This is a genomic window from Burkholderia sp. Ac-20349, assembly GCF_017104865.1.
Taxonomy (GTDB): Bacteria; Pseudomonadota; Gammaproteobacteria; order Burkholderiales; family Burkholderiaceae; genus Burkholderia; species Burkholderia aenigmatica.
Window position 1 is genome coordinate 1 of sequence record NZ_JAAGPM010000177.1, and the last position, 13,596, is coordinate 13,596.

Here is a 13,596-nt window from a genome sequence, read left to right on the forward strand (position 1 = left end):
TGCAGCGACGTCTTGTCCTGTTCGCTGACGACCGGCGCGCCGACGGCCGCAATCGTGCCGCGCGTGACGCGCGCCCAGACCGGCGTGTCCTGCAGCGCGGCGACGAGCCGTGCGCTCCAGCCCGTATCGGTCTCGACGCGTCCGAACGGCCCGTCGATCGCGCTCGCGATCACGAGTGCGCCGGGCGCCAGGTCGGGCGCGAGCCCGCCCGCCGTGCCGAAGCTCACGATGCCCGCGCAGCCGCGCGCGGTCGCCTCGGTCAGCGCGCGTTCGAGCCGGTCGGCCCGTGCGGCAAAGACGGCTTCGACACCGTCGCCGCGCGCGATGCGCGCCTCGAACGCCATCCCCGTCACGGCGATGACGGGCAACGTGCCGGTGGGTTGCGGCGCCACGCGTTACAGCCCGACCGTCACGCGCGTCGTGTTGTCGCGCTTCAGGTTGCGATAGCGGGCGAGCGCCCACAGCGGGAAGAACTTGCGATAGCCGTGGTAGCGCAGGTAGAACACGCGCGGGAAGCCCGTCGCCGTGAAGCGCACCTCGTCCCACAGGCCCTCTTCGTTCTGCTCGGCGATCAGGTAGTCGATGCCACGCTCCACCGCCGGGTTGTTCACCTCGCCGGCCGCCATCAGGCCGAGGAGTGCCCATGCGGTTTGCGACGCGGTGCTCGGCGCCTGCTCGAAGCCGCGATAGTTCAGCTTGTAGCTGTCGCCGTCCTCGCCCCAGCCGCCGTCCTTGTTCTGGATCGACAGCAGCCACTGCGCGCCGCGCTTCATGCGCGGATCGTCCGCCGTCAGGCCGGCCGCGTTCAGCGAGCTCAGTGCCGTCCACGTGCCGTACACGTAGTTCATCCCCCAGCGGCCATACCAGCTGCCGTCCGGTTCCTGCTCCTTGAGCATGTAGTCGAGTGCGCGACGGGCCGGCTCGCTGTTCAGCGGCGTCTCGCCGAGCTGCGACAGCATCGACAGGCAGCGGCCCGACACGTCGGCGGTCGGCGGATCGAGCAGCGCGCCGTGATCCGAGAACGGGATGTTGTTCAGGTAGTACTGCGTGTTTTCCGGTTCGAACGCGCCCCAGCCGCCGTCGCTGCTCTGCATCCCGACGACCCACTCGCGCGCCCGCGCGATCGACTCGCGATACGCATCGTTCTGCTTGAGTTGCTGTGCGCGCTCCATCGCCACCGCGACCACCGCCGTATCGTCGACGTCCGGGTAGTGCGCGTTCGCGTACTGGAACGCCCAGCCGCCGGGCCGCACGTGCGGGCGGCGCGAGATCCAGTCGCCGCGCACGTCGAGGATCTGCAGCGGGCGCAGCCATTCGAGGCCACGGATCGCGGCGTCCTCGGCCCGCGCGTCGCGCGTTTCGAGCAGCGCATGCGCGGCGAGCGACGTGTCCCACACCGGCGACAGGCACGGCTGGCAATATGCTTCGTCGTCCTGCACGACGAGCAGCTTCTCGATCGACTTGCGCGCGATCGCGCGGTTCGGGTGATCTTCCGCGTAGCCGAGCGCGTCGTACATCATCACCGAGTTGGCCATCGCCGGATAGATCGCGCCGAGGCCATCCTCGCCGTTCAGGCGCTCGTCGACGAACGACACGGCCTGGCGGATCGCGCGTTCGCGCGTGTAGTTCGGGAACAGGCCGTCGACCGCGCGCAGCGCACGGTCGACCACGCGGAAGAACGCGAACCAGCCGGCGCTCTGGTGGCCCTGGCGCGGCAGCAGCCCGGCGTTGACGGGCGGGTCGATGAACAGTTCGTCGATGCGCACGCCGCGCGGGTTCTTCGCGATCGGGCGCTTCGCGTTCAGCACGAGCAGCGGCACGATCACGGTGCGCGCCCAGTACGACACCTTCGACAGGTGGAACGGGAACCACTGCGGCAGCAGCATGATCTCGACCGGCATCATCGGCACCGCGCGCCACGGAATCGCACCGTACAGCGCGAGCTGGATACGCGTGAACACGTTCGACATCTCGGCGCCGCCCATCGCGTGGATGGCCCGGCGCGCGCGCTGCATGTGCTCGGCATTCTCGTCGTCGCCGATCACCTTCAGCGCGAAATACGCCTTCACGCTCGCGCTGATGTTCGGCGCGCCGTCGGTGAACAGCGGCCAGCCGCCGTCGGCCTGCTGGATGCGGCGCAGATACTTGCCGATCTTCTGCTCGAGCTCGAGATTCGGCGTCTCGCCCAGATAGTGGACGAGCAGCACGTATTCGGCGGGAATCGTCGAGTCGGCTTCGAGTTCGTAGACCCAGTGTCCGTCCGCGTTCTGCGCGGCCAGCAGCGCGTCGGTCGCACGCGCGACGGCCGTATCGACGCCGGCCGGCACGGTGCCGGCGGACAGGGTAGCCATTTCGGTGAGATCGTTCATCGGTCCCTCTTTTACTTACTGTGTCTGGAGCACGTCCGCGGCCAGCTGGCCGGAACGGATCGCGCCCTCGATCGTGGCGGGCAAGCCGGTGGCAATCCAGTCGCCTGCCAGCACGAGATTGGTCCAGCGCGTACGCACGGCCGGACGCTTCATTTCCTGCGACGGCACCGCCGCAAAGCCCGCGCGCGGCTCGACGACGAGCTGCCACGCGGGGATGGTTTCCGGGTTCGCGCCGGTCACGCGCGCGATGTCTTCCCAGATGCGCCGCGCGAGCGTGTCGCGCGGCGTGTCGAGCCAGCGGCCCGCGTCGCGGATCGTCGCCGCGAGCTGGCCGCCGCCGGTGCGCACCGCATCGACGACGCCGTTCACGACGGCCGTCTGCAGCGCATTGCCGGCCGGCGCTTCGACCGCGAAATACGCGGTCACGACCGCGCTGAACGTATCGGGCGCGGTGAGTTCGGGCACGAGCGGCTGCGCGACCTCGGGCGGCACGGCCAGCACGACGGCGTCGCCGGGCGCGAGATCGACGCGCTCGCCGCCGACCGAGACCGCGTCGACCGCATTGCCGTGCGCGCCGAATTCGAACGCGTCGAGCCGCGAGTTCAGCCGGATCTGCGCGCCGCCGTGCTGCAGCATCCGCAGCGCCGGTTCGACGAAGGCGCTGCCGAGACCGTGGCGCGCGACGAGCGGACGGCAGCCGGGGCCGCCCGCGGCAAACGTGCCGTACAGCGCCGCACGCGCGAGTTCGGCACTCGCATGGCGCGGCTCGACGTTCAGCACACCGAGGAAATACGGCCGCAGCCAACGTTCCCACAGCATGCCGTCGCATCGCATCGTCTGTGCGAGTGAGCGGCCCATGCGCGCGAACGCGAGCGGGGCAAGCGCGAGATAGTCGAGCGGCGTCGTGTCCGGCGCGCGCGACGCGGCATCGAACAGCCACGACGGCCAGCGCCCGTTGCCGAAGCGCAGCGTCCAGCGCTGCTGCGACGCGACGTCGACGACCGGGAATTCAGGCAGCGCGGGCCCTGCCAGTTGGTCGGCCGCGCCGATCGCGCGCAGGTAGCGCTGCGTCGCGGGCTGTCCCGCGAACACCGTGTGCAGCCCGCTGTCGAGCGTCGTGTTCAGCGTCCCGTCGAACCATGAGCGGCAGCGTCCGCCCGCCTGCGCGTGCGCGTCGTGCAGCACGATGCGTCGCCCGCGGCGTTGCAGTTCGACCGCGGCCGACAAGCCGGCAAGGCCGGCGCCGATCACGTGGACGGTCCTGGGCATCGACTCGGTCGGCTCAGAACAGCGCGTAGCGCGCGGCGATCATCAGCATGCGCGCCTTCGGCTTGCGCAGCGGTGCGCGCGGGAAGGCAAAGCCGCGTGCGATCGCGGCTTCGAGAATGCAGCGATACGCACCCGACATGATGCGCGGCGCCTTCACCTGCGCACGCGGGCAGGTATCCATCACCGCGTCGGCCTGGCGGAAATGCTCGAGTGCGTGCTCGACCAGCGTCGCGCACACGCGCGGCAGCCCCGGATTGCGCACGATCGTCGCCGGATCGGTGATCGCGATGCCTTCGCGCGCGAGCAGCTCGCGCGGCAGGTAGCAACGGTTGATCGCCGCATCGTCGTCGATGTCGCGCAGGATGTTGGTCAGCTGCAGCGCGCGGCCGAGGTGATGCGACAGCGTGATCCCTTCGGCTTCCGGCATCCCGAAAATCCTCACCGACAGCCGGCCCGCCGCGCTCGCCACGCGATCGCAGAAGAGGTCGAGCGTCGGTTCGTCGGGCGCGCAGATGTCTTCAGCCGCATCCATCGCCATCCCGTCGATCATCGCGTGGAAATCGTCGCGCTGCAGGTTGAATGCGCGGATCTCGCGGTCGAGCGCGGCCAGGTGGCGCGGCGGGCGGCCGGCGAAGCACGCGTCGATGTCCGCGCGCCAGCGATCGAGGCCCGCGTTGCGCTCGGCGCGCGGCAGGTCGCTGTCGGCGATGTCGTCGACCGCGCGGCAAAACGCGTAGACCTGGAACATCGCGTCGCGCTGCACGGCCGGCAGGATGCGCATCGCAAGATAGAAAGAACTGCTCGATGTGACGGCAGCGGCGTCGGTTTCTTGTTCGTCCACGACGGAATTGGAAACGGCCAAGACGAGCTCCACGGAGACACCCACGCGGGGCGATTGAAGAAGCCATGCCCGGCTGGGATGGTCAGGGTGTCAAATGCGTGCGAGATATGCGAACGATCGACGCAGACAGGCACAAATTACCGGCCGGAAGCCGGAATTGGGCGAAAGTATAGCAATCTTTGAAGTTCGATGGCGGACACGCGCCGCGTGCGACGGCGTGCCGGAAGCCGTTGACAGGCAAGCGCGTCCGGCCTGGGCGGGTACAGGCGCCGGCGGCGCGTCAGCCGTAAACGATGTCGCGCTGCAGGTCGAGCGCAATGAGCCCCATTTCGCGGGTGAGCTGCAGCATCGAGCGGCGTTCGAGGCGCGAGCCCATGAAACTCGTCACACGGCCGTCGGGCTCCGCGGTGTACTGGAATGTCGCGCCTCCGGTGCCGAACCACGCGCCCGGCACATCGGGCGATTCCTGCCAGTCGATCTGCGCGAACACGCGCGCGATGCCCGCGCGCACCAGGTCGCCCGGGCCGATCGGCGGCGCGATGTCGCCGAGGTCGTCGAGCGAATAGGGGCCGGGTTTGTCCGGCCTCCGGTAGAAGAGATAGTCGACGTTCATGGGGCGCAATCGCTGGCAAAGCAACAAATTAGCGTGCTTCGCGATAAATTCAAATCAGATATGGACGAAATGTGGCCTGTACGAGACAAGAGGGACAGATCCAAGCCGGCTCGTCTGGGCGCACGCGGGTTCGTCTAAGATGACACCTTTCTCAAAATATCGATACCCGGACACCATGGAGACGAACGCAAGCGCCACCCCGCAGTCCGATCATCCCGTTTTCGTGCTCGTGCACGGCGCCTGGCACGGCGCGTGGTGCTACGCGCACGTCGCGGCCGCGCTGGCCGCGCGCGGCCACCTGTCGATCGCGCGCGACCTGCCCGCGCACGGCATCAATGCCCGCTTTCCCGCTTCCTACCTCGCACGCCCGCTCGACCCGGATGCGTTCGGCGCCGAGCCGTCGCCGGTCGCGAACACGACGCTCGACGATTACGCCACGCAGGTGATGCAGGCGGTCGACGACGCCTACGCGCTCGGCCACGGCAAGGTCGTGCTCGTCGGGCACAGCATGGGCGGCCTTGCGATCACGGCGGCCGCCGAACGCGCGCCGGACAAGATCGCGAAGATCGTCTATCTCGCGGCCTTCATGCCCGCGTCAGGCGTGCCGGGCCTCGACTACGTGCGCGCGCCCGAGAACAAGGGTGAAATGCTCGGCCCGCTGATGCTCGCGAGCCCGCGCGTCGCCGGTGCGCTGCGCATCGATCCGCGCAGCGGCGACGCTGCGTATCGCGAGACCGCGAAGCGGGCGCTGTACGACGACGTGCCGCAGGCCGACTTCGAAGCCGTCGCGAACCTGATGACCTGCGACGTGCCGGCCGCGCCGTTCGCGACCTCGATCCCGACGACCGCCGCGCGCTGGGGCGCGATCGACCGCCACTACATCAAGTGCCTGCAGGATCGCGTGATCCTGCCCGCGCTGCAGCAGCGCTTCATCGACGAAGCCGACGCGTTCACGCCCGGCAACCCGACCCACGTGCACCAGCTCGACAGCAGCCATTCGCCGTTCATGTCGCAGCCGGCCGTGCTGGCCGGCGTACTGGCCGATATCGCGAAGAGCTGAGCGCGGTACGCGCTGCGCGCATCCGCTCCGCGCGCAGCGGGGCGGGGCGGGCGCGATCCCGGGTGCGTCTATGCGTAGGCGACCGAACGGTCGCGCCCGAGCCGCTTCGCGCGATAGAGCGCGGCGTCGGCCTCGTTGACGAGCACGTCACTGGTCGGCGCGCCGGTCTTCGCACACGCGCCGCCGACGCTCGCCGTCACCGGCACGCTGACGCCCTCGGCATCGACCGGCATGCTGCCGATCGCATCGCGCACCTTGTCGGCGACGAGCATCGCCTCGTCGAGATTCGTGCACGGCAGCAGCAGCGCAAATTCCTCGCCGCCGAAGCGGCCGAACGTATCCTGCGACCGCACGATCGACGCGACGCGCCGCGCCGTCTCGCGCAGCACGGCGTCGCCGGCCGCATGCCCGAACCGGTCGTTGATCGTCTTGAAGTGGTCGAGGTCGAACAGCAGCACCGACATGTCGCCGCCGTAGCGCTGCCAGCGCGCGAATTCGTCGCCGAGCCGCGCCTCGAAGAAGCGCCGGTTCGCGATACCGGTCAGGCCGTCGCGATTCGCGTGTTCGCGCAGCTTCGCGACCGCTTCCTCGCGCTCGCGCTGCATCACGCTCACATGCGTGACGTCCGAGATCGTCACGCACACGGCTTCGACGTCGCGGCCGCGCGTGAGCGGCATGAACGTGCAGTCCTGCTGCATGTAGTCGACGCCGCCCGTGATCGGCCGGTCGTGCTCGAAGCGGAACAGGTAGGGCCGCTGCTCCCACGAGCTGAACGCGAAGCTGCCGAGCTGGAACACGCTCTCGAGCTTGCGTGACAGCCATGCGCGCGGCAGGTCGGGAAAGCAGTCGAACAGGTTGCGGCCGATCACGTCGGCGGCCGGGATGCCGCTGTGGTCCTGCATGAAGCGATTCCACATCAGGACGGTCATCGCGCGGTCGAGCACGAACAGGCCGAAGCCGACCCGCTCGATCACGAGGTCGCTCAGCGACGGGGTGGCGGCCGTCATAGCGCGGACAGCAACGCGTCGAGCGCGTCGCCCATCAGCCGGATCGAATCCTCGGCCATCAGCATCACGAAGTGGGCCCGGAACGCGTGGTCCTCGAGCCCGAAGTTCACCTCGAGCAGCAATGCGACACTCCAGGCCAGTTCGGTCGGCTGAAATACGTCGTCGAACGACACGTTCGCGCCGAGCAGCCCCGGCGGAAAGAACACGGGCTTGCGGCCGAGCTCGTCGAGGATCGACGCGACGCACGCGCCCATCAGCACGTTCGCGACGTCGAACACGACTTCGTCGGGCGTCGCCATCCCGCCGTACACGCCGTCACCGAACGTGCGGTCGACGACCGACATCAGCCGCGCGATGCCCGCGGTGCGGCACAGCACGATCGCCTCGCCCTTGATGTCGGAACGGAAGCCCTGGCGCACGGCGGTCACGTTGTCGTGGATGCCCGTCATCTCGCGCAGCGCATCGCCCGCGTCGGCCGCTTTCACGACCCGCACGCGCGGCACCGACAGCTCGATGAAGTGCCCGAGCAGCAACGCGAGCCGCGCGGCGGCGCGGCCCATTGCAAGATTGGCGATCTCCTGCAACGCGTCGCGTTGCTCCGCCGTGAACACCGAGTCAGGCATACAACCCATACTCCTTGAGAATGGGCAGCAACGCCTCCGACGTCACGGGCTTGGCAACGAATGCGATCGCGCCCAATTCGCGCACGCGTGCTTGCGCCTGCGGCTGGATATCGGCGGATACCACGATCACGAACGTGTTCAGATCTTCGTGGCGCAGTGTCTCCAGGACCTGATAGCCGCTCATGTCGGGCATCGTCAGGTCCAGAAACATTACGGAAGCTTTGCCGTCACGATAGAGCGCCAGGGCCTCTCGACCATTCGCGGCATACGCGACATCGACGTCCCAGCCTCCCGGCAGCGCCTTTGTCAGAAGTTTGCGAGCGAGCAGCGAATCGTCGGCAATTACAATCGGCAAAGACATGGGGCGATGCGGTATACGGAGTGGTCTCTCTCGCGTTAACGACCGCGCGGCGCATTTCTTGAGGCGCCATGCGTTCGGGCACGGGCAACCGCCTGGCGGCCGCGCGCGGGCGCATATATCTGTCATAGGGAAAGCAAGGCGCGATTCTCTGAGTAAACCGGAGGCGATGCAACTCGCCATATTCACCATTTCGAACAGAATCGATCCAAACGCACGCCATTCCGAAAACAGCCGCGACCATTTTCGAGATAAGCACGCAAAATTTTTCCTTGTGTACGTTTGCGCTGCCGGATTCGTCGCGTTTTCAATCTGACAATTTCCCCCTGTCGGAATCGACAGGGTTACTGGCGTCCGGGGCCGTGCAGCGGGCCATCGCAACTCGTTTATGATGGCAGGCACCTCCGCCTCACCCGCTTCTTCGATGACGTCCGACCGGCCCGCCGACTCCCACGCTCCCGCCTCCCCACCCGCCGACGACTGGCAGGACGACGGCAACTATGCGGCCGGTGCGCCCGAGCACGATTTCGCGGTGCGCCGTGTGACGCTGATCGTGCTGCTCGTCGCGGCGATCGTGCTGCCCTGCATCTACGTCGTGGTGATGGCGTACAGCGACCTGAAGACGCGCGAGGCCGCCGCGAGCGACGTGACGATGCGCACCGTGCGCGTGGCCGAGGAGCACGCGCTCAAGGTGTTCGACCTGAGCGAAACGCTCGATGCGCGCATCGTCGATCTCGTGCAGGACATGGACGACGCGACCGTGCGCAACCGGGAGTCCGACATCCACGAAGCGCTGAACACGATCGGCGGCGGCTATCCGCAGGTGGCCGCCGTATCGATCTTCGGCGCGAGCGGGATGCTGCTCGCGAACAGCCTGTACTATCCGGCGCCCTATGCGTCGATCGCGAACCGCGACGACTTCGCCGGCATCCGCGACGGCAAGGTGATCGAACACATCTCGCGGCTGATGATGGGGCCGCTCAAGCTCGAGAACATTCCCGTGTTCAACACGGGCGTCGCACGACGCCACAGCGACGGCTCGTTCGCCGGGATGGTGTCGATCGCGCTGAAGTCGTCGTATTTCAACGCGTTCTACCGCGACCTGCTCGGCGGCGCCAGCACGCCGATGACGATGGCGCTCGCACGCTCGGACGGCGCGGTGATCGCGTCGTATCCGCCGCCGCCCGCACTCGCGCACACCGATCGCGCGGTCACGTTCGGCGACGCGCGCAACGATCCGCGCGCCGGCGTCGTGCGCGTGCGCCACGACGGCGCGAGCAGCGAGATCGTCGCGTATCGCCAGGTCGGCAGCTATCCCGTCTACGTGACGTGCGCGTACCGCACGTCGGCGATCTGGCGTGAATGGTACGAACACCTGAGCGTGCTGTTCATCTCGATGTTCGCGCCGTCGATCGCGCTGTGGTCCGTGATCTGGCTGTCGCTCAAGCGGCTGAAGGCGGAAGAGGAGGCGTGGGACCGCTGGCAGGCCGAAGCGTCGATGCGGCGCTCGATCGAATCGGCGTACCGGCAGTCGCGCAAGATGCAGGCGCTCGGCAACCTCGTCGGCAGTGTCGCGCACGACTTCAACAACCTGCTGATGATCATTTCGAGCAACGTGCAGATCGTGCGGCGGCGCGGCGTCCAGCATCTCGACAAGGAACTCGGCGCGATCGAACGCGCGCTGAAGAACGGGCAGTCGCTCACGCGCCAGCTCCTCGGCGTCGCGCGCAAGCAGCCGCTGCACAACGAGACGATCGACGTCGGGCAATGGGTCGGCACGTGCCGCGAACTGCTGAAGACGTCGCTCGGTTCGAAATCGTCGCTGGTCGTTGCGATCGAGCCCGGCGTCTGGCCGATTCGCGTCGACGTCGCGGAGCTCGAACTCGCGGTGATCAACCTCGCGGTCAACGCCCGCGACGCGATGGCGGCCGGCGGCCGCTTCACGGTCGGCGCGCGCAACGTGACGCTGCGTCGCGAAGACGGCTTTCCGCTGACCGGCGATTTCGTGCAGATCGCGCTCGACGATACGGGGTCGGGCATGGCGCCCGACGTGCTCGCGCGCGCGTTCGAACCGCTGTTCACGACGAAGGCGCAGGGGATGGGGACGGGGCTCGGCCTGCCGCAGGTGTTCGCGTTCTGCGAACGCTCGGGCGGCCTCGCGACGATCGACAGCGCGGTCGGCGCCGGCACCTCGGTGCGCCTCTACCTGCCGCGCGCACGCGCCGAGGATGTCGTCGCGCGTCCGCCGGCGATCGCGCACGACGCGGGGGCAGGCGCGCTTGCCGGCCTGCACGTGCTGCTCGTCGAGGACAACAGCGAAGTCGCGGCCGGCACCGAAGCGCTGCTGTCGCTGCTCGGGCACCGCGTGACCTACGCGCCCACCGCCGACGACGCATTGCGCCTGATCGAGGGCGCAGCCGCGAACGATGCGTTCGATCTCGTGATTTCGGATATCCACATGCCGGGCAGCCTGAACGGCATCGACCTCGCCGAAGCAGTCGACAAGCGGCCGGAGAAACTGCCCGTGATTCTGGTCACGGGTTACGCGGAGGAGCTCGACCGCACGCGCACCGTCAACGTCCGCGTGCTGTCGAAGCCGTTCGACATCGCGCTGCTCGACGAGATCCTGCTGGGCATCCGCGAAGCGCGCGACGCGCGGCACGCCGGCACGTGACCCGCTGCGTGCGGGCCGGCGCCGGCGGCATGAACAGGTGCGACGCTCAGGCCGACTTCAGCAGGCGCACCCAGCCCGTGTAGCGATCGACGAAGCCCTGCAGGAACTTGCGGGTGTCTTCGCTGAGAATCTGGCCCTGATCGTCGATGCGCGCCGGGTCGTGCTTGATGAACATCTCGGGCTGACCGAGCGTCTTCACATCGAGGTACGCGAGCACATTGCGCAGGTGCTGCTGCGCGAGGGCGGTGCCCGTCGCGCCCGGCGACGTGCCGAGCACTGCACCCGGCTTGCCCGACCACGAGTTGGAACCCCACGGGCGCGAACCCCAGTCGATTGCATTCTTCAGCACGCCCGGAATCGACCGGTTGTACTCGGGCGTGAAGAACAGCAGCGCGTCGGCGGCTTCGATCGACTGCTTGAAGCGCTTCGCGACTTCCGGGAAATCCGAGTCATAGTCCTGGCTGTACAGCGGCAGCTCGCCGATCTCGACGAACTCGAACGAAAAATCGGCGGGGGCGAGCGAGATCACGGCGTGCGCGAGCGCGCGGTTCCACGAAGCGCGACGCAGGCTGCCGACAACCACAGCAATGCGATAGGACATGGCATTCTCCTTCCGGTGAGTGAGGAATCGGATCGATTGCTTCCGAACGAGCGACAAAGGTCTGTTTATAGGCAAGCCAGCCCGCGAACCGTCCCACGGGGCCGTCCGGCCGACTTTCCACAAGGTTTTCCACAGAAATTGTGGATAACTTGGCCGTTATGTTCTGACGTTACAGATTGCCCGCCGCGGGTCGCCGCCGACACGCGACACAGGGTTCGGCAAGCATAGCGCAGCGCGCCGGCCGATTTCGTGAATTCGCGACGGAACATGCGTTGCAGCCCGGCACGACGCCCAGTAAGCTGCTCGCACCGCGACGCGCCTGCCGGGCGGCGCAAGTGCCCTTGCCTCGAGACACGCAACCAGACATGCCGTCCGCCTACGACGACCCCGCCTATCTCGCGCAGCTGCGGCGCGACCTGCTGCGCTTCGCGCGACTCCAGCTCCGCGATGCCGACGCGGCCGAAGATGCCGTGCAGGAAGCGCTCGCCGCCGCGTGGTCGCATGCGGGCGATTTCGTGGGGCTGTCGGCTCACAAGACCTGGGTGTTCGGCATCCTGCGCAACAAGCTGATCGACGTGCTGCGCGCGCGGCAGCGAACGGTGAGCCTGTCCGCGCTCGATGCCGAGCTCGACGGCGAATCCGTGCTCGATCGCGAGCTGTTCAAGGAAAACGGGCACTGGGCCGCGCATGCGAAGCCGCGGCCGTGGCCTCGCCCCGAAACGCTGTTGCAGCAGCAGCAGTTCTGGGCGCTGTTCGAGGCGTGCCTCGATCACCTGCCGGAGCAGATCGGGCGCGTATTCATGATGCGCGAATTCCTCGACGTCGAGATTATGGACATCTGCAGCGAATTGACGCTGACGACGAATCATTGCAGCGTGCTGCTGTATCGGGCGCGCACGCGCCTGCGAACCTGCCTGAGCGAACAAGGACTGACGACCGAAGATGCTGCCGGGGAAATGTACTGACGTGACGCGACTGCTGTCGGATGCGCTCGACCGGCATCTGACCCTGCATGAGCGGCTGCAGGTGCGCGTACACCTGCCGACCTGCAGCGGCTGCAGGGCCTATCGCGGGCAGATCGCGCTATTGCGGACAGCCGCGAAAGCAGCGGCGGGGCGGGGGCCTTCCCCGGATGATGACGGTGCGTCGTCCGGGGAAAGCTAAGCCTGGATCGCGTGACTGCCGATCGTCAGGGCGGTGGTGGCGTGCTGCCCGGCGATCGGGCTGGCTTCGATTGCCGATGCTTGTGCGAACACTTGCGCCGGGCTGACGCAATCAGAAAAATACGGCGGGCAAGAATTATTCGAACAGCGCCTGCACGGATTCGGGCGGCCGGCCGATGGCTGCCTTGCCGCGATAAACGACGATGGGACGCTGCAGCAGAATCGGATGAGCGGCAATCGCCGCATAGGCTTCCACATCGGTCAGATCGGCGCGGGCGAGATTCAGCTCCTTGTACGGCGCCTCACCGTCGCGCAGCATGTCGCGAACCGGGCGACCAAGCTGCCGATGCAGCGCTTCCAGTTCCTCGACCGTCGGCGGTGCCTTCAGGTACTCGACGACATTCAACGGTGCACCGGTGGTATTCAGCGACTCGACCAACGCAAGCGTCTCGCGCGACTTCGAGCATCGGGGGTTGTGGTAGATCGTGATCATCATTCAGGCCAGGAGGGGAGAGCCCTGTATTGTAGCCAGTCTGCATCGGGGGCCTGGTGGGGCAGTCGGCGCGGGATCAGGCCTGGACTCACTGCTTCGTAAAGGCAGGCGGATAAAACGGAGCGATGAACCGTGAGAGGGGAGTGCTGTTCGGTATGCGCGTCAATGAATCAATGGGTTTATGCGCATAAAGGTGGGTGGGACACTATCGCGAGGCGGTGAATAAATGCCTGCACGCCAGATCAATACGATGGGTGTTTCGGACCGTAAAGGATGCTGGCGGGGGTGTCGTAGGTCGGTTGGTTTATGCGCATAAAGCGTGCGATTGCAGGGTGAGGTAGCTCGCTATTCACGGTGCGGTGCGTGCGGACATTTCGGCGGGTCGGTGTGCTGCCTGTGTCGGTGTGCTGCCTGTGTCGGTGTGCTGCCTGTGTCGGTGTGCTGCCTGTGTCGGTGTGCTGCCTGTGTCGGTGTGCTGCCTGTGTCGGTGTGCTGCCTGTGTCGGTGTGCTGCCTGTGTCGGTGT

At 67.3% G+C, this 13,596-nt stretch carries 13 protein-coding genes and 1 pseudogene; 4 read left to right on the top strand and 10 right to left on the bottom strand.

Going from position 1 to position 13,596, the window contains the following annotated elements:
* From G3N61_RS34360 to G3N61_RS34380, 5 genes and pseudogenes are all read right to left on the bottom strand, one after another.
* A pseudogene (locus G3N61_RS34360) lies at positions 1 to 392 on the bottom strand (hypothetical protein); the annotation flags it as partial.
* A gap of 3 nt (positions 393 to 395) precedes the next feature.
* The gene (gene shc / locus G3N61_RS34365) at positions 396 to 2,369 is read right to left on the bottom strand and encodes a squalene--hopene cyclase (protein ID WP_205824578.1); all 1,974 of its coding nucleotides are present in this window, start codon (positions 2,367 to 2,369) and stop codon (positions 396 to 398) included.
* A gap of 15 nt (positions 2,370 to 2,384) precedes the next feature.
* Positions 2,385 to 3,638 carry a hydroxysqualene dehydroxylase HpnE gene (gene hpnE, locus G3N61_RS34370; protein WP_205824579.1) on the bottom strand — a complete coding sequence of 418 codons (1,254 nt, stop codon included), beginning with the start codon at positions 3,636 to 3,638 and terminating at the stop codon, positions 2,385 to 2,387.
* 13 nt (positions 3,639 to 3,651) lie between these two features.
* Positions 3,652 to 4,500 (bottom strand): presqualene diphosphate synthase HpnD, encoded by an 849-nt coding sequence (gene hpnD / locus G3N61_RS34375; RefSeq protein WP_205824580.1) that lies wholly within the window; start codon positions 4,498 to 4,500, stop codon positions 3,652 to 3,654.
* 259 nt (positions 4,501 to 4,759) lie between these two features.
* Positions 4,760 to 5,092, bottom strand: a complete 333-nt coding sequence (locus G3N61_RS34380; RefSeq protein ID WP_043186280.1) for a hypothetical protein — start codon at positions 5,090 to 5,092, stop codon at positions 4,760 to 4,762.
* 175 nt (positions 5,093 to 5,267) lie between these two features.
* On the opposite strand from G3N61_RS34380, the gene G3N61_RS34385 reads away from it, so the two are divergent.
* Positions 5,268 to 6,152, top strand: a complete 885-nt coding sequence (locus G3N61_RS34385) for an alpha/beta fold hydrolase (protein WP_205824581.1) — start codon at positions 5,268 to 5,270, stop codon at positions 6,150 to 6,152.
* A gap of 68 nt (positions 6,153 to 6,220) precedes the next feature.
* Here G3N61_RS34385 and G3N61_RS34390 read toward each other — a convergent pair whose 3' ends face one another.
* From G3N61_RS34390 to G3N61_RS34400, 3 genes are read right to left on the bottom strand one after another with little or no spacing between them, the layout of a single operon-like run.
* A complete protein-coding gene (locus tag G3N61_RS34390; protein WP_043186275.1) occupies positions 6,221 to 7,159 on the bottom strand; it encodes a diguanylate cyclase in 939 nt (312 codons plus the stop codon).
* Complete coding sequence (locus G3N61_RS34395; protein WP_043186272.1) at positions 7,156 to 7,782, bottom strand: chemotaxis protein CheC; 627 nt, start codon at positions 7,780 to 7,782, stop codon at positions 7,156 to 7,158. Before G3N61_RS34395 ends, G3N61_RS34390 begins: the two co-directional genes overlap by 4 nt.
* Positions 7,775 to 8,143 (bottom strand): response regulator, encoded by a 369-nt coding sequence (locus G3N61_RS34400; protein ID WP_043186270.1) that lies wholly within the window; start codon positions 8,141 to 8,143, stop codon positions 7,775 to 7,777. The genes G3N61_RS34395 and G3N61_RS34400 overlap by 8 nt, the downstream gene beginning before the upstream one ends.
* Positions 8,144 to 8,564: 421 nt before the next feature.
* Between G3N61_RS34400 and G3N61_RS34405 the strand changes: the two genes are divergently transcribed.
* The gene (locus G3N61_RS34405; RefSeq protein ID WP_043186267.1) at positions 8,565 to 10,814 is read left to right on the top strand and encodes a hybrid sensor histidine kinase/response regulator; all 2,250 of its coding nucleotides are present in this window, start codon (positions 8,565 to 8,567) and stop codon (positions 10,812 to 10,814) included.
* Between the two features lie 46 nt (positions 10,815 to 10,860).
* On the opposite strand, the gene G3N61_RS34410 is transcribed toward G3N61_RS34405, so the two are convergent.
* Positions 10,861 to 11,415, bottom strand: a complete 555-nt coding sequence (locus G3N61_RS34410; protein WP_043186265.1) for an NAD(P)H-dependent oxidoreductase — start codon at positions 11,413 to 11,415, stop codon at positions 10,861 to 10,863.
* Positions 11,416 to 11,780: 365 nt separating this feature from the next.
* Between G3N61_RS34410 and G3N61_RS34415 the strand changes: the two genes are divergently transcribed.
* Both G3N61_RS34415 and G3N61_RS34420 read left to right on the top strand, forming a co-directional pair.
* Positions 11,781 to 12,380 carry an RNA polymerase factor sigma-70 gene (locus G3N61_RS34415; protein WP_205824582.1) on the top strand — a complete coding sequence of 200 codons (600 nt, stop codon included), beginning with the start codon at positions 11,781 to 11,783 and terminating at the stop codon, positions 12,378 to 12,380.
* Complete coding sequence (locus G3N61_RS34420) at positions 12,358 to 12,579, top strand: zf-HC2 domain-containing protein (RefSeq protein ID WP_043186259.1); 222 nt, start codon at positions 12,358 to 12,360, stop codon at positions 12,577 to 12,579. The genes G3N61_RS34415 and G3N61_RS34420 overlap by 23 nt, the downstream gene beginning before the upstream one ends.
* Positions 12,580 to 12,714: 135 nt before the next feature.
* On the opposite strand, the gene arsC is transcribed toward G3N61_RS34420, so the two are convergent.
* Entirely contained in the window at positions 12,715 to 13,074 is a 360-nt protein-coding gene (gene arsC / locus G3N61_RS34425) for an arsenate reductase (glutaredoxin) (protein WP_205824583.1), read from the bottom strand.
* Positions 13,075 to 13,596 lie beyond the last annotated feature (522 nt).